Source organism: Helicobacter sp. 219-2 (assembly GCF_030053225.1).
Taxonomy (GTDB): domain Bacteria; phylum Campylobacterota; class Campylobacteria; order Campylobacterales; family Helicobacteraceae; genus Helicobacter; species Helicobacter pylori_C.
In genome coordinates this window covers 140865-165537 of the sequence record NZ_JASGBS010000001.1, presented here as the reverse complement: position 1 = coordinate 165537, position 24673 = coordinate 140865, and the positions used below count along the sequence as shown (strand labels likewise).

Sequence of the window (24673 nt, the reverse complement as noted above, 5' to 3'; positions counted from 1 at the left end):
TTATGATCTCAATGCGTTAGGACTACTTCGTTTCCATAGAAGTTACTTCTACATCCACTTCAGGAGCTAAATCCAACTTCATCAAGCTATCCACGGTTTCTGGAGTGGCCGAAATAATATCAATCAATCGGCTATAAACCCTAATCTCAAACTGCTCTCTTGAATCCTTATTGACATGCGGGGAGCGTAAAACGGTGTAACGCTTATTCTTAGTCGGTAAAGGGATAGGCCCTCTAATTTCAGAACCTGAGCGCTTTACGGCTTCCACGATAGCCACAACAGAGCGATCCAACACTCTATGGTCATAAGCTTTGAGCTTCAACCTGATTTTTTCCATAAACTCTCCTAAAAGAACTCGTTTTATCCGTTACTAAAAACAGGATAAAACAATAAAATAAAAACTGAAATACTACTCAAAATGCGCCATTTAGTCAATAACTTTTACTATTTTTAGGGATTTTTAGAGATTTTTACTTCCTTTTTATAAGGAAATAGAAAAAATGCGCTACGATTATCTTAATCCAATCTCATTTGAAAGGAAGTTCATGCCCCTTTCGTGCTTGCACCCTTTTGGGCCTTTTGAAACCCCTAAAGAGCCGGCTTTAAACAACCCGCTTTTAAACTCAAGCGATAAAATCTGTCTTTTAGGGCCGATGAAATCCGGTAAAACCACTTTTGCCCTCAAACTAGCGAAGGATTTTAAAAACCCTGTGTATATCAATTACAATGACATGCGCTTGAACAAAAACATTCTAAGCTCATGGCTTTTGAAATGGCATTTAGAAAAGAAAATGGATTTACTCATTTTAGATCATATGGATCGCTTGGATTTCAGCCTGCCTAAGCTTCCTAAAATCGTTCTTATCCCTAATTATTTAAGCCCCATAACAGCGCCAGATTGCAACTTGTGCTATGCGTTAGGGTTGAATTTTAAAGAATATATTAGCTTTTTCAAACCCAACACCCCTAAAAACACTCTGTTTAACCGCTTTTTAAAAGACGGCAACGCTTTAGATTCGCTTTTTATGGAAAATGAGCAAGAAAAAATCCTAAAAAAACAAGAAAACATTAAATTAATCTTTCAAGCTTACGCCCCCTTAATGGCTAAAATCTGCTCGTATCAATCTAAGTTTGTGAGCGCTTTTTATCTTTATACGCAACTCAAAAAAGAGCTTAAGATCTCTAAAGACACCCTTTATAAATTGTTGCACGCGCTAGAAAAACAACGCATCATTTTTTTAGCCCCCAGTTTTGAAAACAATAAAACCAAATTGTATCTGTGCGATTTTGCCTTGCCTTATAGCCTAACTCCTAGCCCTTCGCTTTTAAATGTTTTTGAGAACATGGTTTTTTTAGAGCTTTACAAGCAATTCCCAAACCATGAGCTTTACTCCCATGATAATGGGATTTTTATCTTGCATAAAAACGCCACTAACAAGCTCGCTCTCATCGCCCACGCTTTCCCCACGCCCCATTTTTTAGAAAAACAGCTTTTATGGTGCCATAAACATGGGTTTTTAAAAATTGTAATCGTTTCTATCAACGCCCCTATTTTGGCAGCTAATACCCCCTACAAACACCTTAATTTCATTGATTTTTCTTTGGATATTCAATCTATTTTGGTATAATAAATATTATGTATTTATGTATTTATGTATTTATGTATTTATGTATTTATGTATTTATGTATTTATGTATTTATGTATTTATGTATTTATGTATTTATGTATTTATGTATTTATGTATTTATGTATTAAAATTATTACACATTTTTTTATATTATTAATGTGTATTTTATTTTTTCTTAAGCTAATCCACTATAAGCTATCCCAGTATTTCGCTTTTTTGAGAAATACCACCTACCCTAAAAGCGTAGGGCGTTTTTAATATTCTTTTATAGAAAGGAAGCTACAATGAATGCATTGAAAAAATTAAGTTTCTGCGCCTTGCTATCCCTAGGCCTCTTCGCTCAAACAGCACATGCTGAGAGTTTGAAAGACACGATTAACTACCCTGATTGGCTTAAAATCAATCTTTTTGACAAAAAAAACCCGCCCAATCAATATGTCGGATCGGCTTCAATTTCTGGTAAAAGAAACGATTTTTACACCAATTACATCCCCTATGATGACAAATTGCCCTCTGAAACGAACACTGAAAAAGTGGCTTTTTTAAGGGCTAAAATGAACGCTTACAGCACTTTAGAAAGCATTTTACTCACCAAAATGCACCATCGTATTGTTAAGGCGCTTCAAGTTAAAAATAATGTTATCAACCATTTATTCGGGCTTGTTGATTTTTTAGTGTCTAAATCCATTTTAGCTAAAAGGTTCGTGGATACCACCAACCATCGTGTGTATGTCATGGTGCAATTCCCTTTCATCCAGCCTGAAGACTTAATCGCTTACTTTAAAGCAAAGCGCATCAACCTTTCTCCAACGAGCGCTAGTAATCTCAGTGCTATTTTAAATAAGGCGTTGTTCCACATCTAAGAGTTTGGGATTTAACAAGCGGTTTTTAAGCGTGAAGCTATGCCGATGAAAAGGCGTAGCCCCTAGCTTAATCATCGCTTCTATATGTTGTTTAGTCCCATACCCACAATTCTTATCCCAGCCGTATTCCTTAAACAAAGCGTGCAATTTTAGCATTTCTCTGTCTTTAAAGGCTTTCGCCAAAACAGACGCCATAGCGATTTGAGCGATTTTTTCATCGCCCTTGATGATGGTTTCTATATTAGAGTAGCGTTTATTCAAGCCAAACGCCGTGTTGCCGTCTATTTTTATCTCATTGGCTAAAGAGCGGCCATTTTCTAAAATTTCTTGCACAGCGAGCTTCAAACACACCCCTAAACCCAAGCTATCAATTTCATTCGCGCTTTTTTGAACCACGAAAAAACCCACCTCACCATGCGTTTTGATTTTATCTTCCAAGAAAAAGCGTTTTTTGGGGCTGAGCTTCTTGCTATCCTTTAAGCCCATGCTCAAAAACTCTAAGGCTGTTTGGTCATCGCACACCACCCCAGCCACAAAAAGCGACCCGGCCAAACACCCTCTCCCCGCCTCATCAATGCCTAAAGTCATTGATATGCAACCAAACCGGCATGAAAATTCCTACTCATGCGCTCCATGCGTTATCTCGTTTTCTCTTAGCTTCTTAACAAACTCTGTTAATTCTTTTTCAAAGTTTTTCGCACTTTTTCTGTCGCTTGGCGATGAAGGGATCGTTAAAGAATGCACCCCATCAGTCAGCTTAGCATGCTTGCCTCCAGATTTTAAAGAAAGATTCAAATCTTTATTGTCATGCAATGCTTCTTTTAAGATCTTGCAAATCTCTTTGCAATGAGTGGCTTTTTCAGGATTCATCTCACACGCCCACCCAAGGTTTTCAAGCCTTAGGCCCGATCATCTTTTCAGGAACCACGAATTTGTCAAAATCTTCAGCGCTCAAGAGTTTTAATTCCAGCGCGCTTTCTTTTAAAGAAATGCCTTTTTTGTGGGCGTTTTTAGCGATTTTAGCGGCGTTTTCATAGCCTACATGCGGGTTTAGGGCGGTTACTAGCATCAAAGAATGGTGCAAGTAATAATCAATCTTTTCTTTATTAGGCTCAATACCGCTTGCGCAATGGATATTAAAACTTTCCATGCTATCGCTCAACAGCCTCAAACTCTGCAAGAAATTATAAATGATCACCGGTTTAAACACATTCAGTTCAAAATTACCCTGACTGGCCGCAATGCCAATAGCGGTATCATTCCCCATCACTTGCACGGCTACCATTGTCATCGCTTCGCATTGCGTGGGATTGACTTTACCGGGCATAATAGAACTGCCCGGCTCGTTTTCAGGGATATTAAGCTCGCCCAAACCACAACGCGGCCCGCTCGCAAGCCATCTAATATCGTTAGCGATTTTCATTAAATTCGCCGCTAAAGCCTTAAAAGCCCCATGCGCATAAGCGATAGCGTCATGGCTAGTGAGCGCATGGAACTTATTGGGCGCAGAAATGAATTTCACGCCGCTAAACTGGCTCAATTCTTCAGCCACTTTTTCGCTCAATTCTTTATGAGCGTTTAGCCCTGTGCCTACGGCAGTCCCGCCTATGGCTAATTCTCTTAAATGCTCCAAACTCTCTAAAATTTGTTGTTTAGAATGCTCTAACATGCTCGCATACCCGCTAAATTCTTGCCCCAAAGTTAAAGGCGTAGCGTCTTGTAAATGCGTGCGCCCGATTTTGACAATCTCTTTAAATTGTTGGCTTTTGTCTTTAAAGGTCTTTAACAGATTCTCTAAACTGGGCAATAACTTGCGCGTGATTTCTAGCACGCTCACAATATGCATTGCGGTAGGGAAAGTGTCGTTGGAGCTTTGAGACATGTTCACATCATCGTTAGGGTGGATGAGTTTTTTCTCCCTGAAATTACCCCCTAAAATTTCTGTAGCCTTATTGGCAATGACTTCATTGAGATTCATGTTCGTTTGAGTCCCGCTCCCTGTTTGCCATATCGCTAGGGGAAACTCGCCGCACAGCTCGCCTTTTAAAATGCAATCGCACGCCTTGATAATGGCTTGGGATTTTTCTAGGCTTAATTTCCCTAACTTGTGATTGACAACCGCTAGACTCCTTTTGAGTTTGGCAAACGCGCCAATGAGTTCTTTAGGCATTTTTTCGGTGCCGATTTTAAAGTTTTCAAGACTGCGTTGCGTTTGAGCCCCCCAGTATTGGCTGTCATTCACTTGAATTTCGCCCATCGTGTCATGTTCAATTCTAAATTGCATACTAATCCTTTGAAATTTGATTTTAAAACCTTAAAAAAATAGCATAAACTCTTATACCTTCTACTTAAAAACCCTAATTTTTTTAAAAACCATTTCCACAATTTTTACACAAAAGAAAGTTATCATTCATCCGCAACAAGAATTTTCTTGTTATCTTAATTTAAAGGTCAAAACGATGAAAAAGTTAGCCGCTTTATTTTTAATAAGCGCATTGGGGGTTATGGGTTTAAACGCATGGGAGCAAACCCTAAAAGCCAATGACTTGGAAGTGAAAATCAAATCCGTGGGTAACCCCATTAAAGGCGATAACACTTTCGTGCTTAGCCCCACTTTAAAAGGTAAGGCTTTAGAAAAAGCTATCGTTAGGGTGCAGTTTATGATGCCTGAAATGTCTGGCATGCCAGCGATGAAAGAAGTGGCGCAAGTGAGTGAAAAAAACGGCATTTATGAAGCTAAAACCAATCTTTCTATGAACGGGACATGGCAGGTGAGGGTGGATATTAAATCTAAAGAGGGCCAGGTTTATCGCGCTAAAACAAGCCTGGATTTATAAGAGCATGCTATCTTTTATAAGCGTGTTTTATAAAAGAGGTGTTTCAATACGCTTTTTAAGCGCTTTTTTACTGCTTTTTAGTTTGGGGTTTGCTAAAGATTTAGAGATCCAATCTTTTGTGGCTAAATACCTTTCTAAAAATCAAAAAATACAAGCCTTACAAGAGCAAATTGACGCTTTAAGTTCTCAAGAAAAAGCCGTTAGCAAATGGGACAACCCTGTTTTGTATTTAGGCTATAACAACGCTAATGTGAGCGATTTTTTCAGGCTGGATAGCACTTTGATGCAAAACATGAGTTTGGGTTTGTCTCAAAAAGTGGATTTAAATGGTAAAAAACTCACGCAATCTCAAATGATCAATTTAGAAAAGCAAAAAAAGATATTAGAGCTTAAAAAAACCAAGCAGCAATTAGCGATCAATTTAATGATAAATGGCATTGAAAATTATAAAAACCAGCAAGAAATAGAGCTTTTAAACACAGCGATTAAAAATTTAGAAAACACCCTCTATCAAGCCAACCATTCCAGTTCGCCCAATTTAATAGCGATCGCCAAGCTAGAAATTTTAAAATCGCAATTAGAAATCAAAAAAAACAATTTAGAAGAAGCGCTATCCAATAGCCATTATTCCATGGGTGAATTGACTTTTAAAGAAAACGAGCTTTTAAGCATTGCCCCTAAAAATTTTGAATTCAATAAGGAGCAAGAGTTATATAACATTAGCGCTACTAATTACGATATTGCGATCGCTAGGCTTGATGAAGAAAAATCGCAAAAAGACATCACTTTGGCTAAAAAAAGCTTTTTAGAAGACGTGAATGTTACCGGGGTGTATTATTTCCGCTCCAAACAATACTATAACTACGATATGTTTAGCGTCGCTTTGTCTATCCCTTTACCTATTTATGGCAAGCAGGCTAAATTAGTGGAGCAAAAGAAAAAAGAAAGCTTGGCGTTTAAAAGCGAAGTGGAAAACACCAAAAATAAAATCCGCCACCTGGCCCTAAAACTCCTTAAAAAATTAGAAATCTTGCAAAAAAACCTAGAATCGATCAATAAAATCATCAAGCAGAATGAAAAAATCGCGCAAATTTATGCGCTTGATTTGAAGTCTAATGGCGATTACAACGCTTATTACAACGCTTTTAATGACAAAATCACTACCCAAATCACCCAGCTTGAAACCTTAAGCGCTCTAAATAGCGCTTATTTGTCTTTACAAAACCTTAAAGGATTAGAATGAATCGGATTTTATGGTTAGCCTTGATTTTATTTTTTAGCCCCTTATTCGCTAACGCCAAAGAAACTAAAGAAATTAAAGAAACTAAAAGCCAAACCCGTTTCAATATTTCCACCACTAAGGTCATAGAAAAAGAATTTTCTCAAAGCCGGCGCTATTATGCACTCCTAGAGCCTAATGAAGCGCTGATTTTTTCTCAAACCCTGCGTTTTGATGGCTATGTGGAAAAGCTTTATGCGAATAAAACCTATACCCCCATTAAAAAGGGCGATAGGTTATTGAGCGTGTATTCCCCTGAATTAGTGAGCGTTCAAAGCGAATTGCTGTCATCATTGAAATTCAACCAACAAGTGGGAGCGATTAAAGAAAAATTAAAACTATTAGGGCTAGAAAACTCTAGCATTGAAAAAACCATCAGCGCTCATAAAGTCCAAAATGAAATGACTATTTACTCTCGTTTTAACGGCGTTATTTTTAAAAAAAGCCCAACTCTCAATGAGGGGAGCTTCATTAAAAAAGGGCAAGAGTTGTTTCAAATCATAGATTTAAGCCAATTGTGGGCGCTTGTTAAAGTCAATCAAGAGGATTTAGAATTTTTAAAAAACACGCATAAAGCGATCTTGTTTGTAGAAGGGATTAAAGGCGAGCAAGAAATCACGCTTGAAAACATCAACCCCATCATAAACAAAGAAGATAAAATGCTAGAAGCGCGCTTCAATGTGCCTAATATCAAACAGCTTTATTACCCTAACATGTTCGCTCAAGTAGAAATCTTTCAAAAACCACAAAAAATGAAGATCCTGCCTAAAGAAGCGGTTTTGATTAAAGGGGGGAAAGCTATCGTGTTTAAAAAAGATGACTTTGGCTTAAGCCCGTTAGAAATTAAAGCCGTTCGCTTGAGCGATGGGAGTTATGAAATTTTAGAGGGTTTAAAAGCGGGCGAAGAAGTCGCTAATAACGCTTTATTCGTGCTAGACGCTGACGCTCAAAACAATGGGGATTATTGAATGATAGAAAAAATCATTGATTTAAGCGTTAAAAACAAACTCCTTACCACTTTAATCACTCTGCTCATTTTTTTAGCCTCTTTGTGGGCGATAAAAAGCGTTCGTTTAGACGCTTTGCCGGATTTAAGCCCCGCTCAAGTGGTCGTGCAAATCACTTACCCCAACCAAAGCCCTAAAATCGTGCAAGAGCAGGTTACTTACCCGTTAGTTTCTACTTTCATGAGTATCGCTAACATTGACACGGTTAGGGGGATTTCTAGCTATGAAAGCGGCTTGATTTACATCATTTTTAAAGACGGCGTCAATTTGTATTGGGCTAGGGATAGGGTTTTAGAGCAATTGAACCGAGTGAATAATCTGCCCAAGGACGCTAAAGTGGAAATAGGGAGCGATTCCACTTCTATTGGCTGGGCGTATCAATACGCTCTGTCTAGCGATAGCAAGAATTTAAGCGATTTGAAAGTCTTGCAAGATTTTTATTACCGCTATGCGCTTTTGGGGGTTGATGGGGTGAGTGAGGTCGCAAGCGTGGGGGGCTTTGTGAAAGATTATGAAGTAACGCTTCAAAACGATTCTTTGATCCGTTATAACTTGAGTTTAGAGCAAGTCGCTAACGCGATTAAAAATTCTAATAACGATACCGGTGGGGGGGTTATTTTAGAAAACGGGTTTGAAAAAATCATAAGATCGCATGGCTATATCCAATCTTTGAAGGATTTAGAAGAAATTGTGGTTAAAAAAGAAGGGGCTATCCCTTTAAAAATCAAAGATATAGCGAGCGTGAGGCTAACGCCCAAACCACGCAGAGGGGCGGCTAATCTCAATGGCGATAAGGAAGTGGTGGGGGGGATTGTTATGGTGCGCTATCACGCTGACACTTATAAGGTACTTAAAGCCATTAAAGAAAAAATCGCCACCCTACAAGCGAGTAACCCTGATGTGAAAATCACCAGTGTGTATGACAGGAGCGAATTGATTGAAAAAGGCATTGACAATTTAATCCACACTCTCATAGAAGAAAGCGTCATTGTGCTAGTCATTATTGCGATTTTTTTATTGCATTTCAGGAGTGCTTTAGTGGTGATTATCACTCTGCCTTTAAGCGTGTGCATTAGTTTCTTGCTCATGCGTTATTTCAATATTGAAGCGAGTATCATGAGTTTAGGGGGCATTGCGATCGCTATAGGGGCGATGGTGGATGCGGCTATTGTGATGGTAGAAAACGCGCACAAGCATCTGCAACACATTGATACAAAAGACAACACTCAAAGGGTTAATGCCATCATGCAAGGGGTTAAGCATGTGGGAGGCGCAATATTTTTTGCTTTAATGATCATCGTGGTTTCTTTCTTGCCAATTTTCGCGCTCACCGGTCAAGAAGAAAAGCTTTTTGCCCCTTTAGCTTACACCAAAACCTTTGCCATGCTAGTAGGAGCCTTGCTTTCTATCACCATGGTCCCTATTTTAATGGTATGGCTCATTAAAGGGCGGATTTTAGAAGAGTCTAAAAACCCTATTAACGCTTTTTTCATCAAAATTTATGGCACAAGCTTGAATGTTGTGCTTAAATTCAGATACGCTTTTTTAATAGCGAGCGTCCTGGGTTTAGGAGGCTTGTATGTAGCGTATAAAAAACTCAACTGGGAATTTATCCCCCAAATCAATGAAGGGGTAATCATGTATATGCCTGTAACGCTTAATGGCGTGGGTATTGATACCGCTTTAGAATACTTGAAAAAAAGTAATGCCGCTATCAAGCGATTGGATTTTGTCAAACAGGTTTTTGGTAAAGTGGGGCGCGCTAACACCAGCACCGATGCTGCCGGTTTGAGCATGATAGAAACCTACATTGAATTAAAGCCGCAAAACGAATTGAAAGAAAAGCTCAGTTATAAAGAAGTTAGGGATAAACTAGAAAAGACCCTGCAATTAAAAGGCTTGACCAATTCATGGACTTACCCCATTCGTGGGAGAACGGACATGCTCTTAACCGGGATTAGAACGCCCCTAGGCATCAAGCTCTATGGTAATGACACGGATAAATTACAAGAATTAGCGATCCTTATGGAGCAACAGCTCAAAACCCTAAAAGAGAGTTTATCCGTCTTTGCCGAGCGATCCAATAATGGCTACTACATCACGCTGGATTTGAACGATGAAAATCTGGCTCGTTATGGCATCAATAAAAACGCCGTGTTAGATGCGATCAAATTCGCTTTGGGCGGAGCCACGCTCACGACCATGATTAAAGGCGTAGAAAGCTACCCTATTTCTTTACGCTTAGAAGACACCGAAAGAAACACCATTGAAAAATTAAAAAACCTCTACATCAAAACCGCTTACAATTACATGCCTTTAAGGGAGTTAGCCCATATCTATTACGACAACTCGCCGGCGGTGTTAAAGAGCGAAAAGGGCTTGAACGTGAATTTTATTTATATCGTGCCGCAAAATGGTATCAGCTCTGATACCTACAGACAACTAGCGATAAAAGCGCTAGAAAAAATCCAATTGCCTAACGGGTATTATTATGAATTTAGCGGTGAGAGCCAGTATTTAGAAGAAGCGTTTAAAACCTTACAATACATCGTGCCGGTGAGCGTGTTTATCATTTTTATTTTAATTGTCTTTGCTTTAAAGAATCTCACCAATTCCTTACTATGCTTTTTCACTCTGCCTTTTGCGTTTTTGGGGGGGTTAATTTTTATGAATATCATGGGCTTTAACATGAGCGTGGCGGCGTTAGTGGGCTTTTTAGCCCTTTTAGGGGTAGCGAGTGAAACGGCTATTGTGATGATTATTTATTTAGAAGACGCGTTTCAAAAATTCACCAAAACCCCTTTAAAAGAGCAAAATAGCGCCGCTTTAAAAGAAGCCATCATGCATGGGGCGGTGCTTAGGGTAAGGCCCAAGCTTATGACCTTTTTTAGCATTTTAGCTTCACTCATTCCGATCATGTATAGCCATGGCACAGGAAGTGAAATCATGAAATCCATCGCCGCACCCATGCTAGGGGGCATGATAAGCAGCGTTGTTTTAACGCTTTTTATTATCCCTACGGCGTATTTTGTGATCAAAAATGCGGGAATTAAAAGCAATCAAACATGATTTTAGGGATTAAAAAAAGCCTTTTCTAACGCATGGCTTTGGACTAAAACCATATAAAGAATGGTAGGGAGCGTGATGCTTAAAACAAACACCTTAAAAATGCGGTGCAAAAGGATAACGGCTAAAAAAGCGGTGATTTCGTTGATCCCATAAGGGGGTTTTAAAATGTGAATGTCTTTAAAACAATAGATCACAAGCATGCCTATCACTGAGCATGATAAAGCCCTACCCAAATAACGCACAAAGTCGTTGGGCGGGTTTTTAGTATTAAACACCATAAAAGGCCAAATGCGCGTGAAATAAGTCGTTATTATGATGACTAAAATAATGAGTATAGAATGCATTAACATTCTAACTGCTTCCTAAACAAAATAAGAGCAAGCACCATTAAAACTAAAGCGATGAGCAAAAAGTATTCAGTCCCAAAGAGCGCTAAACAAACAACCGCAATAAAAATCCCAAGCCATGCGTTTTTATGGTTCGTGTTGCGTTTGTATTGCTCCATAAACAGCACGATAAAAATCGCTGTCATCACAAATTCCATGCCTTGAGTGTCAAAAGAAAAATGCGAACCCACCAACGAACCCACTAACGAGCCAAAAATCCAATAAGAGTGGTTGAGTAAGGAAATGCTAAAAATAAAGTCTTTTTCACTCACCCCCTCTTTAGGAGCGTATAAATTCAATAAAGCAAAGGTTTCATCCGTGAGCGCATGCGCTAAATAGGGCAAACGCCATTTAGTGTTTTTAAATCTGTCTAACATAGAAAGCGCATAACAAGTCTGTCTCGCATTCACCAATAAGCTCACAATAACGACATTCATCAAGCTCGCTTGCACGCTTAAAAGCGTGATCGCTACAAATTGCACCGCCCCAGCGTAGATGAATAACGACATGAACAAAGCGACTTTATAATCATAGCCATGCTGGACTAAAAGCATTCCAAAAGTCATTCCCATAAGCAAATACCCTAAAAAGATAGAAATGGTATGAGGGAAAGCGTCTTTGAAGGCTTTTAGAAAATCATGCATCAACAACCTTTTATTTAAACCAGTCTTTAATTTTAGAAATACAGGTTTCTAAAACGCTTTTATGCGGTTCGCCCTCATAGCCAAAACTCGCATGCAATTTTTCCAATAACCCTTGCTGCTCTTTATTCAAGCTTTTAGGATAAATCACTTGCAACACCACGATCAAACTCCCCCTATAAGAGCTTTCAGGGTGTTTCACGCCCTCGTTTCTAAACGCAAAAGTTTGCCTGTCTTTGGCGTTTCTAGGGATTTTTAATTCCAATTCGCCTCCTCTTAAAGACGGCACTTTAATCGTATGCCCTAAAGCGATAGTGGTGAAAAACACCGGCGCTTCAATGAACAAATCACAGCCTTCGCGCTTGAAATGCTCATCTTCTTTGACTCGCGCTTCTAAATACAAATCCCCTCTTTTCCCCTTCTCGTATTCATTGCCTTTATTTTTAAGCACCATGCGGTTTTGATCATCAATGCCCTCAGGGATTGTCGCATCAATTTCTTCATCTTTAAGGATATAGGTTTTACCCTTACACGCTTGGCATGGGGTTTTAATGGTTTTACCCTTGCCTTTACACGCCCCGCAAGTTTGCGCAAAACTCATAAAACCTTGACGCATAAACACTTGCCCTTGCCCGTTGCATTGCTTGCAATTCTCTAGGGCTTTGTCTTTAGCGCCTGTGCCATCGCAACTTTCACAAACGCTCTGGTATTGGACCTTAATGGTTTTTTTACAGCCAAAAACCGCTTCTTTAAAACTCAATTCAATCATTTGCAAATAATCCGGTGCGATAGAGCTTTTTTGCCTTTTACTCCCTCTAGTGCCAAACCCAAAAGCGTCTTCAAAAAACGATCCTAAATCTTCAAAAAAATCAGAAAAATCGCTCTGGCTCGCGCCGGCTTGGTTTAAGCCTTTTTTACCATACCTATCGTATAAGGCCCGTTTCTTTTCATCGCTCAACACCCCATAGGCTTCATTGATGAGCTTGAACTTTTCTTCGGCTTCTTTATCGCCGGCGTTTCTGTCTGGGTGGTATTTTAAAGCCAGCTTTCTGTAAGACTTTTTAATGGTCTCTTGGTTGCTGTGTTTTTCCACTTCTAAAATTTCATAATAACTCAATTCCACGATCGCTCCAAAAATGGCATCAAAACGCTTATTTTATCTTAAAAGCGGTGGGTTTGCGTGTTTTTGTGCATGCCAAAACTTAGATAAAATAACACGATGAAACTATAATAATAAAGATAACCCCATGAGATTTTTTTGCTTTTTCTTATTTTTTCTAACCTTTTCAAACGCACAGATAATGATGACTTTTGATTCTCAAACTAACGCCAAGCTCTCGCGCTCTAATGAACAGCTCTCAGACATGCTTTATAAACTCAATGAAAGTTTAAGAATCTATCAAAGCGTGCTTTCCAACAACCAAGATCAGCTTAAAGAAATCAAAAAGGCTAACAGCACCCTAAATAGCCAGAGGCGTTTTTTTAACGCCAGCCAAATCCGCCTTATGGACACTGATGCACTATTGAAACAAAGCGCTTTGGAATTAGAAAAATTACAAGCTTTAGAAAAACGCTTAAAAGAGGGGATGGAGCAAGAACGCTTAATCAAAGAATCTCAAACGCTTTTTTTACAAGAGCATTGCCCTTATTTGAGCGGCGTTAAGAATTTAGAAGAGGCTTCAAACGCTTTAGAAGTCCAAGAACAAAACAACGCTCTTTTCTTACTCAAAGAGCCTAAACTCGCCCGTTTACTCTCACGATTGGATTTGATAAGCGCCTTAAGCGCCTTATGCGATCAAGTTTTAGAAAACCAAGCCCATAACCAACAATCCCATAACAAAACCCTAGAATACAACGCTCTTAAAAACCATGACTTTCAAGCCTATAAAGCCATGCGTTTGAAAAAATTTAAAAACAAGCTTCAAAGCCAAATCCAAGCCAAAGAAGACGCCCTAAAAACCTTTTTACCCTTAGAAAAACGCCTAGAAACTTTAAAAACGCATTTTTTATGCGATAAAGAAAACTTGAAATCATGCGCTAAAGAATTGCGCCAACGCTACCAAAACGCCCTCATAGAGCGAGATAAAGAATTAAAAAACGCTAAAAATAATAAAGAAAAGCATGCTCTAATCTTAGCCAATTACGAACATACGCTAAAAACCTTGAATGTAGAATTTTTAAGCGAATTGAGTGAGCAAATGGCGTTTTTGAATGAAACCATGGCGTTAAACGCCAAAGTTTTAGCCCTTTTAGCCCAACAACAGACTAAAAAGCCCTTCAATGTGAGCGGTGGTTTGAGCGGTGGGAAAGCTCTTATTCAAAATATCCGCTTAGATCCGCATGGATTCCCTAGCTTTGAAAATTTTAAGCGGGAGTAGGACAATATTTGACAAGCAAAAACAATTAGAGTAAAATAAGGGCATAACTTCTAGGAAGGATCTCTTTTTCATTGAGAGATTCCACGACCCTTGTGAACCCATAGAATACAAGTGCGAACCCTAGATATTTTTTATCCGTTTCTTGTCGCCCAATATTTGAAAGGGTTGAAAGGGGCGGACTTTTATACTCATTAGGATTTTAGAATGTCAAAAAAAGTAGCTATACTTGTAGATGGAGACTTTTTTATAAGATGCTACAAATCTCATCTTAAGAAGCGGTCTGTTGACAAGTATGAAGATCTTAACCCAGAAAGATTAGCACGCGCTATTCATACTCATTGCCTAAAGCATATCAATAAAGAGAATGATGAAGAACTATACCGCATATTTTTTTACGACTGCAAGCCATTAGATAAAAAGGTTCATTATCCACACACTCAAAGAGCTCTAGATCTATCCAAAAGCTCAACCTATAAAGAAAGGACAGCGTTACACAAACACTTAATCTCTAAGCCTTGCTTGGCGTTAAGGTTGGGGTATCTTGACACAAACAACGCTAGATGGGTCATTCGTGATCAAGAAGAAAGAAAAGAAACTTTTTAACAGGAAAATAAGTATAGAGGAATTTCAAAATGATGATTTTATCTATCACGCAAAGCAAAAGGGCGTTGATATAAAGATAGGGCTTGATATAGCCACTTTAGCGTTGAAAAAATTAGTGCAAAAAATCGTTTTAATTTCTGGTGATAGCGATTTTATCCCTGCTTCAAAACTTGCTCGAGTTGAAGGTATCATTTTCACTCTTGATCCTATGGGAAAACCTATTAGAGAAGATCTACAAGAGCATATTGATTATTTAACCACTAGATTGCCACAATTTAAAAAACAACAACAATAACGCCTATTCAATAAAGCATTAAAGATACTGCCAAAAGGCGTATCTCTTAGTTTTTTAATTTTTAAACAATCACGCCCCCGCCAAGCAAGATGTCATCTTTATAAACGACTAAGGCTTGCCCTTTAGCCACGCCATAAAAAGGCTCTTCAAACTCCACTTCAATCACCTCATCTCTCAAATTCACATGCGCTTTAGTAGGCACGCTCCTATAACGGGCCTTGATAAAATATTCGCCATTTTTAAAATCTTTCGTTAAAGATTTGTTTTTAGCCTTGAGAGAATGCGTGGCTAAATCTTCTTTTTTGCCCACAATTAACTCGTTCTTTTTAGCGTCAATCCCCACCACAAAATGCGGCTCTAACGCGCCTTTAACACTAAAGCCTTTGCGTTTGCCAATCGTGTATTGCATATAGCCCTTATGCGTGCCAATGATTTCGCCTTGTAGGTTTTTCACCACGCCCTCTTTTTCCACTTCAACATGCTTTTTTAAAGTGTCAATGTAGCTTTTTTCCACAAAGCAGATTTCTTGAGATTCCTTATAAGTCTCTAGAGTGCCTAAAAAAGGCATCGCATTCAAGGCTAAAGGCTTAATATCCTTTTTTAGCAAATCCCCTAAAGGGAACACCAATTTAGCGATAACTTCATGCTCTAAAGCGTATAAAAAATAGCTCTGATCTTTAGTTTTATCCAAAGCCTCTTGAATATAGCTTACCTTGTCAATTTCTTTGACTCTCGCATAATGCCCGGTAGCGATCTTTTCACACCCTAATTTTAAAGCATGATCTAAAGCTAGCCCAAATTTCATTAAAGGGTTGCACAATGCGCATGGGTTAGGGGTTTGCCCTTCTTCATAAGCACTGATAAATTCATCATAAACCGCGCTTTTAAAATCCTTTTGAAAATCCAACACCTCTAAAGGAATGCCTAAAAACTCGCACGCTTTTTGAGCGTTTTTAATGTATAAATCATGCTTTTTTTCGCTCGCATGGAGTTTCAAATAAATCCCCACTAATTCATGCCCTTGCTCTTTTAAGCTATAAGCGCTATAAGAGCTATCCACCCCCCCACTGAGTAATACCGCTATTTTCATTTTTAATCTTTCATTAAATGTTATGGCTCGTAGTCTAGCGCAAAAACCATTCATAACCACCTTTTTTTAACCATTAGCATGCTAAAATACCTAAAGATTTTTAAAATCGCACCAAAACGCATGGAGAAAATAAGGGCAATGGCCAAAATTGAATTGTTAGCCAAATTCACGCAAATTGCGCTCCCTAACAGCCACCCCTTATTGAAAAAAGTTTTAAACTACGCTAAAAAACATTTCAGCCAATGCCACATGCTCTCTTCATCGTTACTCATTTTAAACGACACGGAATGCTTTAAAAAAAACTACTTGCTTAATTGGGTCTATCATGCCCTTGAATGCGCACATGAAAAAGATATTAGCCAATATTCATTAGAAGAGATTTTACAAAAAAGCCACCTGCCCATACGCATCAAAATCATAGCTCAAAACACGCTTTTAGAAAAAATAGAAGTGAAAGTTTTAACCTTTGGGGCAGAATACGCGCTTTTTATCACCAAGCACCCTATCGCCAAGCGGTTTTTACGCCAGAAATTTAGCGGCTATGTGTTTTTGGAAACCCAAGATGAATTGCATATAAGAGGCGATTCAGAGCGTTTTTGGGAACTCATTGTAACGCTCAATGAAAACAAAATCGTCCATAACGCATGCTTATATTTCATCTATCCTAATGGCTTTGGTAAGGACAGCTACACCACTTTGGCTGAACGCAAATTAAGGGAATGCTATAAAGCGTTAGGTTTTATCAAGCATGAAAACTTCAGCGAAGTCAAAAAGCGCTATTTAGAACTGGCTAAAACCTACCACCCTGATTTATGCGATCTTAAAGAAAATAAGGCTCTTTATGCCAAACGCTTCGCTATCATTCAAGAAGCCTACCGCCACATTAAAAAACACGCTTAAACCCCCAAACTAGCCCTAATCGCGCTAGAAGAAATCGGTGCATCAATGCCTTTTAAAGGGAAATAACGCCCCTTAAATTGGATCTCTTCATAGCCAATCCTTTCAAAAACCACTAATTCCACCCTTTTTAAAAGCTCTTTAGCGTTAGTCCAAGAAGAAAGATGCCTTAAACAATCCGCCCCTATGACTAAATAAAGCGTTTGTGGGCGGTAGAGTTTTTGAAAATGAATCACGCTTTCTATCGTAGGCACAGCCCTTTCTTGCTTGATTTCAAAATCGCTCAATAGCACCCTATCTATTCCCTTTAAAGCTCTTTCTAATTCCTTAAAACGGGTTTTTGCGTCCAAAAAACATGGCTTTTTGAAAGGGTTTTGATAAGCGGGTAAGACAATGAGCTTGGCAAATGGCAATAATTCCAAAGTTTGATCAATAATGGCTAAATGAGCCTTGTGCAAGGGATCAAAACTCCCTCCATAGAGCGCTAATTCTTTGTATCTTAAGGCACTATTCATTGTGTTCAAAGCTAGACGCCTTAGTCAATTTAGCGAATTTAACCCCCCTAAGCCCCCCGATTTCTAATTGCAAGCGTTGGATTTCAAACGAATTGCCTTGTAAAATAATCGTTTCTAAACAATTATGCGCGTCCACGTGAATGTGCGTGGTGCATAAAACATGCGTCCCGCTGGCATGCTGAATGTCTATCATGCGCTGGTTTAATTCCCTTTGGTGGTGATCATAAATCACCACAAGCACGGCGATTTTGCTCCCATCATTAGGGTTATCTTCTGCCCAATTGTCTTCTACTAATTTTTCTCTGATCATGTCGCGCACCAATTCTGAGCGAGAAGAATAGCCGTTTTTAATGATGCGGTTGTCTAATTCGTCCAATAGATTTTGTTGTAAAGAAACCGAAAAGCGGATGATTGAATCGTCTTTATTGGGTGTATCCATTGAGAAAAATCCTTTTTTAGCATAAGTCGTTAAAAGTCGCTCATGCTAGTATGATTGAATTAATTTAAAATTAACAATTATAATACAAATTGGATTTAAATGGTTGGTCATAAGAGCGTTTGAATTTGATTTCAATTACTAGCTTAATTATTATTGACTTGTTATTATTAAAACAATATAATCAACAATCCAACATTCTTTTATCATTTTGGAGCATTTATGCGAACGAATGCTTCTTAAAGAGCGCATGCTCTTAGAGTGTGGCTGTGTTGCGTGTTGCTTCAATCTTAAGGGAATTATTTTAGACAAGGAGTTTTTATGGGCGGTTTTTCAATGGCAATGTTGAAAGGTTATGTGGACATATTTGTTTTTGCGGTGCTTGGCGTGGCCAGTTTTTTAGCTGTGTGGTTTGTGATTGAAAGGGTTATTTTTTATTCTAAAGTCAATTTGAAAGCTTATGATGATATAGACGCCCTGAATTTGGATTTAACCAAGAATCTAACCATTCTCTATGTGATTTATTCCAACGCGCCTTATGTGGGCTTATTAGGGACGGTTTTAGGGATTATGGTGATTTTCTATGACATGGGCGTGAGCGGTGGGATGGACGCTAAAACGATCATGGTAGGTTTGTCTTTAGCTTTAAAAGCGACCGCTCTAGGGCTTGCTGTAGCGATTCCCACTTTGATCGCTTATAATAGCTTGTTGAGAAAATCCGATGTTTTGAGCGAAAAATTTAGGATCATGAAAAAATGAAAAGCATCAGAAGAGGCGATGGGCTGAATGTTGTCCCTTTTATTGATATTATGCTCGTTTTGCTAGCGATTGTGCTAAGCATTTCTACTTTTATTGCGCAAGGTAAGATTAAAGTCAATCTCCCTAACGCTAAAAATGCGGAAAAATCCCAGCCAAACGATCAAAAAGTGGTGGTCATCTCTGTAGATGAGCATGACAATATTTTCGTAGATGACAAACCGACGAATTTAGAAGCTTTGAGCGCTGTAATCAAACAAACAGACCCTAAAACCCTTATAGACTTAAAAAGCGACAAAAGCTCTCGTTTTGAAACTTTTATCAGCATTATGGATATTTTAAAAGAGCATAATCATGAAAATTTCTCCATCTCCACAGAAGCTAAGTAAAGTCTCAACGAGTGTTAGCTTTTTAATCTCTTTTGCCCTATACGCTATAGGGTTTGGCTATTTTTTACTGCGCGAAGAGGCCCCAACGCCTTTAGCGCAAGCTGGCACCACTAAGGTTACCATGAGTTTAGCCAGCATTAACACCAATTCCAATACAAAGACCAATGCTGAGTCGGCCAAACCCAAAGAAGAGCCAAAAGAAAAACCCAAGAAAGAAGAGCCAAAAAAAGAAGAACCCAAAAAAGAGGTTTCAAAGCCTAAGCTTAAACCCAAACCCAAGCCAAAACCTAAGCCAAAACCCAAACCCGAGCCTAAGCCAAAACCCGAGCCTAAGCCCGAACCTAAGCCCGAGCCTAAAGTTGAAGAGGTTAAAAAAGAAGAGCCTAAAGAAGAACCCAAAAAAGAAGAAGCTAAAGAGGAAGCTAAAGAAAAAAGCGCTCCTAAACAAGTAACGACTAAAGATGTGGTCAAAGAAAAAGACAAGCAAGAAGAATCCAACAAAACCTCTGAGGGCGCGACTTCTGAAGCTCAAGCTTATAACCCAGGGGTGAGCAACGAATTTTTAATGAAGATTCAAACCGCTATTTCTTCTAAAAACCGCTACCCTAAAATGGCGCAGATTAGGGGCATTGAGGGCGAAGTGTTAGTGAGCTTTGTGATCAATCCTGATGGGAGCGTTACGGATATTAAAGTAGTTAAAAGCAACACGACGGATATTTTAAACCATGCGGCTTTAGATGCCATTAAAAACGCAGCGCATTTATTCCCTAAACCAGAAGAAACCGTGCATCTAAAAATCCCTATCGCTTATAGCTTGAAAGAAGACTAATCCAGTCTTTCTTTTAAAGGCGGTTTTTAAACCTTAAAAGTTGAATCAAACCCCCCCATTTTTCCCAATTTATAAAAAAATCTCTAAAATTTAGAGCTAAAATTAGCCATAAAATTCCATTTATTGCTTGTAACACGAAATCTCTTTTTATCAAAGAAAAATTTATTAAGGTGTGGGTATGGATGCGCTTTATAACTTCATTAACGATAAAAACACCAATTTCTTAGGCAAAAACAACAAGCTCTCCGTGGGACTTTTTGGAGTTAAACACCCCACGCAAAAAAGCCTGGCTTTAATGGAAAAAATCATTTCCATCCACACAAACCCTAATGACATCGTGCTAGATCCTTTCATGGGGAGCGGCACCACCGGTTTAGCGTGCAAGCGTTTAGAACGGAATTTTATCGGTATAGAATCAGAAAAAGAATATTTTCAAATCGCCAAAGAGCGTTTGAATTTGCTTTAAAAACGCTATTTGAATGAGATTGTGTTATAGTTATTTAAAAGGATATTTTGAATGAAAAGAATGTTAGCGGAGTTTGAAAAAATCCAAGCGGTTTTAATGGCGTTCCCCCATGAGTTTGGCGATTGTCAAATACCGCAGGCTCTATAGCGTGTATTTGAATTATGTGTTTGCTTACTAGGTGTGCTTCAAACCCTCTTTTAAGGGGGTTGCGAAATGCTCCCTATGTGTTTATGAGTTTTGATTAAAATTTGGTTATTTACAAAGGCATGAAAGCTTTTGCAAACAACTTCTTTAATTTCGTTTTTAAGAAAACGCTTTTTAACTTTTTTTCATTTTCTTTTCTATGAAGATATTCAAGCATTCTATGAGTAAGGCAAAACCAATGCCCGCATACAAGTAGTTTTTATTGATGTGCAAATGCAAGCCTTCTAAAAACAAAAACACGCCCACAACGAGCAAAAACACAAAGGCTAAAGTTTTGACACGATAGTGTTTTTCAATAAAATCGCCAACGATTTTGGAAAAAAACATCATCACTATTACAGATAAAATAATAGCAAGCGCCATGACTTCTAAGTGTTTAGCGATCCCAATAGCCGTGATCACAGAGTCTAAAGAAAAGACGATGTCTAAAAACATGATTTCTATTAAGGTGATGAAAAAGCCAAACGCTTTTTTTTGGTGTTTTTCTTTAGGATAAATCTGATCTTTTAATTCCACTAACGCTTTAAAAGCTAAAAACACCCCCCCTACAAGCAGCACCACATCACGCCATGAAAAGCTCATGCCTATTAAAGTGAATAAAGGCTTTTGCAAATGGCTGATAAAAAACAAGCTCCCTAAAAGCCCTATGCGCATGAGCATAGCAAGACCCAAGCCTAAAATCATGGCTTTATTTTGCTGGTGTTTGGGGAGTTTATAGACCATCACCGTGATAAAAATGATATTGTCAATCCCCAAAATGATTTCTAAAAGCGTGAGCGTAGCCAAGGAGACTATGCCATGCGTTGTAGAAAGAGCGTCTAATAGTGAGGATAAAAATTCCATGAAAGGCTACAACCAGCCTTTCTTTTTAAAATAAATCACTGGGAGGATCGTAGAAATCGCCATGACAATCAGCGCGAAAAAATACCCGTATTGCCATTCTAACTCCGGCATGAATTTAAAATTCATGCCATAAATCGTGCCGATCAAAGTGGGGGGCATCATCGCCATGGTCGCCACCGTGAAGAGCTTGATGATTTTATTTTGCTCCACATTGACTTGAGAAGCGAACAGGTTTTGAATGTTGTCTAGGGAGTTGAGATTGACCGTTGTAGACTCCACTAAAGAGCTAAAATCGGTTAAAATGATATTTAAATTATTTTTAGTATCGCTATCCACTTTATTGCTCCTTAATAAAGCGGTAATAATGCGCCGTTTGTCAAAAAAGGAATCCCTTAAAGCCACATTAAATTCTTGCAAATTGGACAAGCGCATCAAAACATTTTCATGCGTAGGCGTGGAAGTTTCTTTAAAAATGATGTTTTTGCGTAGCAAGCTCGTTTGTTTGTTGATCCACTCTAGGCATTCTACCCCTTTTTCAAAATACACTTCAAAGATTTTGGTTAGAATATCAAACCCGTCTTCAAATTTTTTAGGGCTAGCCAAAACCTTTTTTTGGATTGAATCAAAGATTTCTAAAGTCCCATAATAAATCGTGAAAAGAATGTTATTAGACAAAATAAAGGTCGCCATTTCCGTGTGGAAAGTTTCATTTTCATCCTGATTGGTGAAAAAAGCGTTGATCGTAACGCTGGAGCTGTCTTCCCAATATTTGGTAACTGATGAGACTCGTTGGGAATGGTCTGTGTTGTAGTGGATAGCGTATTCTTGGCTTAGAGTGGCCAATTCATTGGGCGTAGGGTTGATTAATTCAAACCATAAAACTTCATTTTCTTCTATATCAAAGCCATTAAAATCATTAAAGCGTTTTTTAATGACAAATTTTTGCTGTTTGAAAAACACATTCACCATAAGCGATCCTTAGAGTTAATGGCGTTTATCCAAAACCTCAAAACAAGGTAAAATCTTGCCCTCTAATAATTCCAAACTCGCTCCCCCACCGGTGGAAATAAAACTCATGTTATCCTTTTCGCCCGCGCGGTTGATCGCATCAATGGTATCGCCCCCACCAATGAGCGAGAAAGCGTAAGTGTCAGCGATTTTGTGGGCTAAAAAGGTTGTGCCTCTAGCGAATTCTTGTTTTTCATGCACGCCTAAGGGGCCATTCCATATGATCGTGGGCGCGCTCTCTATGACTTCAGAAAATAATTTCACGCTCGCAGGCCCTATATCAGCGATCTTGTGTTTAGGCTCAATGTCTTGGACGGGTGAAATTTTGATGTGTTTGGGGTTAAGAATATCATCAGTGGTTACAGCGTCTATGGGTAAATAGACTTTGACTTTTTTTTCTTTCGCGCTTTTTAATAATTCTAGGGCGTCATTGATTAGGGCGTCTTCTACAGAAGAATCTTGCACATCATAGCCTAAGGCTTTTAAGAAGGTGTTGCTCATCGCTCCGGCAATGATGAGCTTGTCAATGAGATCTAAAATGTTTTTTAATAAAGTGAGTTTGGAGCTGACCTTAGCCCCCCCTACAATCAACAATAAAGGGCGTAAAGGGTGGTTAAACGCTTGATAAAACGAATCAATTTCTTTTTTGAGTAAGAACCCGCTCACTTTAATAGGGGCGAATTTGGCAGTGCTATAAGTGCTGGCATGCTTTCTGTGGCTCGTGCCAAAAGCGTCATTCACAAACACATCGCACAAGCTCGCTAAATCTTTAGCCAGATTTTCATCATTTTCTTCTTCACCCTTTAAAAAGCGGATGTTTTCTAAAAGAAAAATCCTTGTGGGCGCGTTTTCGTTTAAGGCTTGCTTGAGTTGCACGATATTTTGAGAAAAAACCACTTCATGGTTTAAGAGCCTTTCAAGGCGTTTCAAAAAGGGCTTTAAGCTCAATTTTTCTTCAACCCCTTTAGGGCGGCCCAAATGACTCACTAAAATAATATCTCTAGCCTTATTGTCAATACAAAATTGGATAGTAGGCAAGCTCTCTCTAATGCGCGTGTCATCGGTAATATTCAAATTTTCATCTAAAGGCACATTAAAATCCACTCTAATAAGCACCCTTTTATGGCCCACTTCCACTTCTTGAATGTTTTTAACATTTTGCATAAACGACATTTTAGCTAACATGAAAAATCCTTTCTTTTAATTTTGTGCTATATATTGCACCATGTCTATCAAGCGCTCGCTATAACCCATTTCATTATCATACCATGCCAATACTTTAGCATTTTTTTCGCCTATTGTCATGATTTGATCATCAATCACAATCGCGCTAAAAGGCGAAGAAATAAAATCGCTTGAAACAAGCCTTTCTTCATCAATGCTCACAACCCCTTTAAAAGCATGCTTACAAGCGTCTTTAAGCACATGCTGAACGCTCGCTTTACTCACGGATTTTTTAAAGCTTAAAGACAGATCCACTAAGCTCACATTAGGGGTAGGCACTCTAATAGCAAGGCCTGTGATCTTAGGGCCTAAATGCGGTAAGACTAGCGAAATGGCTTTGCTCACGCCGGTGCTTGTGGGGATAAGGTTAAGGCCGGCCGCTCTAGCGCGGCGGATGTCTTTGTGCTTGGTGTCTAAAAGGTTTTGATCGTTAGTGTAGCTGTGAATGGTGGTTAAAAGCGCGTTTTCTACTTTAAAGGCTTCATCTAAGATTTTTAATAAAGGAGTGCTAGCGTTAGTCGTGCAAGAAGCGTTAGAAATCACGCTTTCGTTATGGTAATTCTTGTGATTCACCCCATAGACAAAAGTGGGGGCGTTTTGCGCGGGAGCGGAGATGATGACTTTTTTCACGCTGTTTTTAAGATGAGCGCTTGAAGCTTCTAGGGAATTGAATTTCCCGGTGCATTCTATGATGATTTCTGCGTTAGCGATGGAAAAATCAAGCTTGTTAATGTCTCGCTCGCTCAACACTAAAATGTTTTTACTATGCCCGATATTTAAGGTTCTATCAGCGTTTAATTTGGCTTCAAAATGCCCATGCACGCTGTCATGGCGTATCAAATGCAAAAGAGTTTCTGTTTCAGCGGTAGAATTGATAGCAACGATTTCTACATCTTTTCTTTGACTAGCGACTCTTATAGCGCACAAACCGATGCGCCCAGTCCCATTGATAGCGATTCTAATTGGCATGTTTTCCCTTTATTTAAAAATCACCATTTTATCACAAATGCTCTTAAATAAAGGCATTCT

26 protein-coding genes and 2 pseudogenes are annotated in these 24673 nt (G+C 38.8%); 14 read left to right on the top strand and 14 right to left on the bottom strand.

Features of this window, described 5'->3' with window-relative positions; genetic code table 11:
• Nucleotides 1-22 precede the first annotated feature (22 nt).
• Nucleotides 23-337, bottom strand: a complete 315-nt coding sequence (rpsJ, locus tag P6280_RS00850; RefSeq protein WP_000411561.1) for a 30S ribosomal protein S10 — start codon at nt 335-337, stop codon at nt 23-25.
• A 208-nt stretch (nt 338-545) separates the two neighbouring features.
• Between rpsJ and P6280_RS00845 the strand changes: the two genes are divergently transcribed.
• Together P6280_RS00845 and P6280_RS00840 are read left to right on the top strand one after the other, a co-directional pair.
• Entirely contained in the window at nt 546-1628 is a 1083-nt protein-coding gene (locus P6280_RS00845; protein ID WP_283236739.1) for an ATP-binding protein, read from the top strand.
• A gap of 285 nt (nt 1629-1913) precedes the next feature.
• Nucleotides 1914-2492: a hypothetical protein gene (locus P6280_RS00840; RefSeq protein ID WP_283236738.1), complete on the top strand. Its 579-nt coding sequence runs from the start codon at nt 1914-1916 to the stop codon at nt 2490-2492.
• On the opposite strand, the gene P6280_RS00835 is transcribed toward P6280_RS00840, so the two are convergent.
• Genes P6280_RS00835 through fumC form a run of 3 tightly spaced genes read right to left on the bottom strand, consistent with a single transcriptional unit; the run spans nt 2466 to nt 4776 of the window.
• Complete coding sequence (locus P6280_RS00835) at nt 2466-3080, bottom strand: ribonuclease HII (RefSeq protein WP_283236737.1); 615 nt, start codon at nt 3078-3080, stop codon at nt 2466-2468. The genes P6280_RS00840 and P6280_RS00835 overlap by 27 nt on opposite strands.
• A 30-nt stretch (nt 3081-3110) precedes the next feature.
• Complete coding sequence (locus P6280_RS00830; RefSeq protein ID WP_283236736.1) at nt 3111-3362, bottom strand: hypothetical protein; 252 nt, start codon at nt 3360-3362, stop codon at nt 3111-3113.
• Between the two features lie 22 nt (nt 3363-3384).
• Entirely contained in the window at nt 3385-4776 is a 1392-nt protein-coding gene (gene fumC / locus P6280_RS00825) for a class II fumarate hydratase (protein WP_001160561.1), read from the bottom strand.
• Nucleotides 4777-4951: 175 nt separating this feature from the next.
• Between fumC and crdA the strand changes: the two genes are divergently transcribed.
• The 4 genes from crdA to P6280_RS00805 are packed head-to-tail and all read left to right on the top strand — an operon-like array spanning nt 4952 to nt 10684.
• A complete protein-coding gene (crdA, locus tag P6280_RS00820; RefSeq protein ID WP_220914073.1) occupies nt 4952-5329 on the top strand; it encodes a FixH family protein in 378 nt (125 codons plus the stop codon).
• A 4-nt stretch (nt 5330-5333) separates the two neighbouring features.
• Entirely contained in the window at nt 5334-6572 is a 1239-nt protein-coding gene (gene crdB / locus P6280_RS00815) for a copper resistance outer membrane protein CrdB (protein ID WP_283236735.1), read from the top strand.
• Nucleotides 6569-7576, top strand: coding sequence for an efflux RND transporter periplasmic adaptor subunit (locus P6280_RS00810; RefSeq protein ID WP_283236734.1), 1008 nt, complete (start codon nt 6569-6571; stop codon nt 7574-7576). The genes crdB and P6280_RS00810 overlap by 4 nt, the downstream gene beginning before the upstream one ends.
• Complete coding sequence (locus P6280_RS00805) at nt 7577-10684, top strand: efflux RND transporter permease subunit (protein WP_283236733.1); 3108 nt, start codon at nt 7577-7579, stop codon at nt 10682-10684.
• 2 nt (nt 10685-10686) lie between these two features.
• Here the strand turns inward: P6280_RS00805 and P6280_RS00800 are convergent, their stop codons facing one another.
• From P6280_RS00800 to dnaJ, 3 genes are read right to left on the bottom strand one after another with little or no spacing between them, the layout of a single operon-like run.
• Nucleotides 10687-11034 (bottom strand): branched-chain amino acid transporter permease, encoded by a 348-nt coding sequence (locus tag P6280_RS00800; RefSeq protein ID WP_223888307.1) that lies wholly within the window; start codon nt 11032-11034, stop codon nt 10687-10689.
• Entirely contained in the window at nt 11028-11714 is a 687-nt protein-coding gene (azlC, locus tag P6280_RS00795) for an azaleucine resistance protein AzlC (protein WP_131129529.1), read from the bottom strand. Before azlC ends, P6280_RS00800 begins: the two co-directional genes overlap by 7 nt.
• A gap of 10 nt (nt 11715-11724) precedes the next feature.
• A complete protein-coding gene (dnaJ, locus tag P6280_RS00790) occupies nt 11725-12834 on the bottom strand; it encodes a molecular chaperone DnaJ (protein ID WP_283236732.1) in 1110 nt (369 codons plus the stop codon).
• A 124-nt stretch (nt 12835-12958) separates the two neighbouring features.
• Between dnaJ and P6280_RS00785 the strand changes: the two genes are divergently transcribed.
• Both P6280_RS00785 and P6280_RS00780 read left to right on the top strand, forming a co-directional pair.
• Complete coding sequence (locus P6280_RS00785) at nt 12959-14089, top strand: hypothetical protein (protein ID WP_283236731.1); 1131 nt, start codon at nt 12959-12961, stop codon at nt 14087-14089.
• Between the two features lie 204 nt (nt 14090-14293).
• Nucleotides 14294-14987, top strand: a pseudogene (locus P6280_RS00780) (NYN domain-containing protein).
• A gap of 61 nt (nt 14988-15048) precedes the next feature.
• On the opposite strand, the gene mnmA reads toward P6280_RS00780, so the two are convergent.
• Nucleotides 15049-16077 carry a tRNA 2-thiouridine(34) synthase MnmA gene (gene mnmA, locus P6280_RS00775; protein ID WP_015429402.1) on the bottom strand — a complete coding sequence of 343 codons (1029 nt, stop codon included), beginning with the start codon at nt 16075-16077 and terminating at the stop codon, nt 15049-15051.
• Between the two features lie 138 nt (nt 16078-16215).
• Between mnmA and P6280_RS00770 the strand changes: the two genes are divergently transcribed.
• On the top strand, nt 16216-16977 hold the full coding sequence (locus P6280_RS00770) for a J domain-containing protein (protein WP_283236730.1): 762 nt from the start codon (nt 16216-16218) through the stop codon (nt 16975-16977).
• Here P6280_RS00770 and nadD read toward each other — a convergent pair.
• Entirely contained in the window at nt 16974-17489 is a 516-nt protein-coding gene (nadD, locus tag P6280_RS00765) for a nicotinate (nicotinamide) nucleotide adenylyltransferase (protein ID WP_283237436.1), read from the bottom strand. The two genes, P6280_RS00770 and nadD, sit on opposite strands and share 4 nt — an antisense overlap.
• A complete protein-coding gene (nikR, locus tag P6280_RS00760) occupies nt 17482-17928 on the bottom strand; it encodes a nickel-responsive transcriptional regulator NikR (RefSeq protein WP_245036444.1) in 447 nt (148 codons plus the stop codon). Before nikR ends, nadD begins: the two co-directional genes overlap by 8 nt.
• Nucleotides 17929-18246: 318 nt before the next feature.
• Here nikR and exbB point away from each other — a divergent pair, with 318 nt between their 5' ends.
• The 5 genes and pseudogenes from exbB to P6280_RS07695 form a co-directional block, all read left to right on the top strand.
• Nucleotides 18247-18684 (top strand): TonB-system energizer ExbB, encoded by a 438-nt coding sequence (gene exbB, locus P6280_RS00755; protein WP_126130766.1) that lies wholly within the window; start codon nt 18247-18249, stop codon nt 18682-18684.
• Nucleotides 18681-19070: a TonB system transport protein ExbD gene (exbD, locus tag P6280_RS00750; RefSeq protein ID WP_000836339.1), complete on the top strand. Its 390-nt coding sequence runs from the start codon at nt 18681-18683 to the stop codon at nt 19068-19070. Before exbB ends, exbD begins: the two co-directional genes overlap by 4 nt.
• Nucleotides 19036-19899 carry an energy transducer TonB family protein gene (locus tag P6280_RS00745; RefSeq protein WP_283236729.1) on the top strand — a complete coding sequence of 288 codons (864 nt, stop codon included), beginning with the start codon at nt 19036-19038 and terminating at the stop codon, nt 19897-19899. Before exbD ends, P6280_RS00745 begins: the two co-directional genes overlap by 35 nt.
• 247 nt (nt 19900-20146) lie before the next feature.
• A complete protein-coding gene (locus P6280_RS00740) occupies nt 20147-20365 on the top strand; it encodes a DNA-methyltransferase (RefSeq protein WP_245099460.1) in 219 nt (72 codons plus the stop codon).
• A 51-nt stretch (nt 20366-20416) separates the two neighbouring features.
• Nucleotides 20417-20488 (top strand): annotated as a pseudogene (locus P6280_RS07695) (agmatine deiminase family protein); the annotation flags it as partial.
• Nucleotides 20489-20683: 195 nt separating this feature from the next.
• On the opposite strand, the gene P6280_RS00735 reads toward P6280_RS07695, so the two are convergent.
• Genes P6280_RS00735 through gap form a run of 4 tightly spaced genes read right to left on the bottom strand, consistent with a single transcriptional unit; the run spans nt 20684 to nt 24613 of the window.
• On the bottom strand, nt 20684-21412 hold the full coding sequence (locus tag P6280_RS00735; RefSeq protein ID WP_283236728.1) for a TerC family protein: 729 nt from the start codon (nt 21410-21412) through the stop codon (nt 20684-20686).
• Between the two features lie 6 nt (nt 21413-21418).
• Nucleotides 21419-22381 carry a magnesium/cobalt transporter CorA gene (gene corA / locus P6280_RS00730; protein WP_000248529.1) on the bottom strand — a complete coding sequence of 321 codons (963 nt, stop codon included), beginning with the start codon at nt 22379-22381 and terminating at the stop codon, nt 21419-21421.
• 15 nt (nt 22382-22396) lie between these two features.
• Nucleotides 22397-23605, bottom strand: a complete 1209-nt coding sequence (locus P6280_RS00725) for a phosphoglycerate kinase (protein ID WP_283236727.1) — start codon at nt 23603-23605, stop codon at nt 22397-22399.
• Nucleotides 23606-23620: 15 nt separating this feature from the next.
• Nucleotides 23621-24613, bottom strand: a complete 993-nt coding sequence (gene gap / locus P6280_RS00720) for a type I glyceraldehyde-3-phosphate dehydrogenase (RefSeq protein WP_220904159.1) — start codon at nt 24611-24613, stop codon at nt 23621-23623.
• Between the last annotated feature and the right edge of the window lie 60 nt (nt 24614-24673).

What these genes read in the sequence shown, in the direction of transcription:
- rpsJ (WP_000411561.1), bottom strand. Translation starts at nt 337, where the DNA reads ATGGAAAAAATCAGGTTGAAGCTCAAAGCTTATGACCATAGAGTGTTG.
- P6280_RS00845 (WP_283236739.1), top strand. Translation starts at nt 546, where the DNA reads ATGCCCCTTTCGTGCTTGCACCCTTTTGGGCCTTTTGAAACCCCTAAA.
- P6280_RS00840 (WP_283236738.1), top strand. Translation starts at nt 1,914, where the DNA reads ATGAATGCATTGAAAAAATTAAGTTTCTGCGCCTTGCTATCCCTAGGC.
- P6280_RS00835 (WP_283236737.1), bottom strand. Translation starts at nt 3,080, where the DNA reads ATGACTTTAGGCATTGATGAGGCGGGGAGAGGGTGTTTGGCCGGGTCG.
- P6280_RS00830 (WP_283236736.1), bottom strand. Translation starts at nt 3,362, where the DNA reads ATGAATCCTGAAAAAGCCACTCATTGCAAAGAGATTTGCAAGATCTTA.
- fumC (WP_001160561.1), bottom strand. Translation starts at nt 4,776, where the DNA reads ATGCAATTTAGAATTGAACATGACACGATGGGCGAAATTCAAGTGAAT.
- crdA (WP_220914073.1), top strand. Translation starts at nt 4,952, where the DNA reads ATGAAAAAGTTAGCCGCTTTATTTTTAATAAGCGCATTGGGGGTTATG.
- crdB (WP_283236735.1), top strand. Translation starts at nt 5,334, where the DNA reads ATGCTATCTTTTATAAGCGTGTTTTATAAAAGAGGTGTTTCAATACGC.
- P6280_RS00810 (WP_283236734.1), top strand. Translation starts at nt 6,569, where the DNA reads ATGAATCGGATTTTATGGTTAGCCTTGATTTTATTTTTTAGCCCCTTA.
- P6280_RS00805 (WP_283236733.1), top strand. Translation starts at nt 7,577, where the DNA reads ATGATAGAAAAAATCATTGATTTAAGCGTTAAAAACAAACTCCTTACC.
- P6280_RS00800 (WP_223888307.1), bottom strand. Translation starts at nt 11,034, where the DNA reads ATGTTAATGCATTCTATACTCATTATTTTAGTCATCATAATAACGACT.
- azlC (WP_131129529.1), bottom strand. Translation starts at nt 11,714, where the DNA reads ATGCATGATTTTCTAAAAGCCTTCAAAGACGCTTTCCCTCATACCATT.
- P6280_RS00785 (WP_283236731.1), top strand. Translation starts at nt 12,959, where the DNA reads ATGAGATTTTTTTGCTTTTTCTTATTTTTTCTAACCTTTTCAAACGCA.
- mnmA (WP_015429402.1), bottom strand. Translation starts at nt 16,077, where the DNA reads ATGAAAATAGCGGTATTACTCAGTGGGGGGGTGGATAGCTCTTATAGC.
- P6280_RS00770 (WP_283236730.1), top strand. Translation starts at nt 16,216, where the DNA reads ATGGCCAAAATTGAATTGTTAGCCAAATTCACGCAAATTGCGCTCCCT.
- nadD (WP_283237436.1), bottom strand. Translation starts at nt 17,489, where the DNA reads ATGAATAGTGCCTTAAGATACAAAGAATTAGCGCTCTATGGAGGGAGT.
- nikR (WP_245036444.1), bottom strand. Translation starts at nt 17,928, where the DNA reads ATGGATACACCCAATAAAGACGATTCAATCATCCGCTTTTCGGTTTCT.
- exbB (WP_126130766.1), top strand. Translation starts at nt 18,247, where the DNA reads ATGGGCGGTTTTTCAATGGCAATGTTGAAAGGTTATGTGGACATATTT.
- exbD (WP_000836339.1), top strand. Translation starts at nt 18,681, where the DNA reads ATGAAAAGCATCAGAAGAGGCGATGGGCTGAATGTTGTCCCTTTTATT.
- P6280_RS00745 (WP_283236729.1), top strand. Translation starts at nt 19,036, where the DNA reads ATGAAAATTTCTCCATCTCCACAGAAGCTAAGTAAAGTCTCAACGAGT.
- P6280_RS00735 (WP_283236728.1), bottom strand. Translation starts at nt 21,412, where the DNA reads ATGGAATTTTTATCCTCACTATTAGACGCTCTTTCTACAACGCATGGC.
- corA (WP_000248529.1), bottom strand. Translation starts at nt 22,381, where the DNA reads ATGGTGAATGTGTTTTTCAAACAGCAAAAATTTGTCATTAAAAAACGC.
- P6280_RS00725 (WP_283236727.1), bottom strand. Translation starts at nt 23,605, where the DNA reads ATGTTAGCTAAAATGTCGTTTATGCAAAATGTTAAAAACATTCAAGAA.
- gap (WP_220904159.1), bottom strand. Translation starts at nt 24,613, where the DNA reads ATGCCAATTAGAATCGCTATCAATGGGACTGGGCGCATCGGTTTGTGC.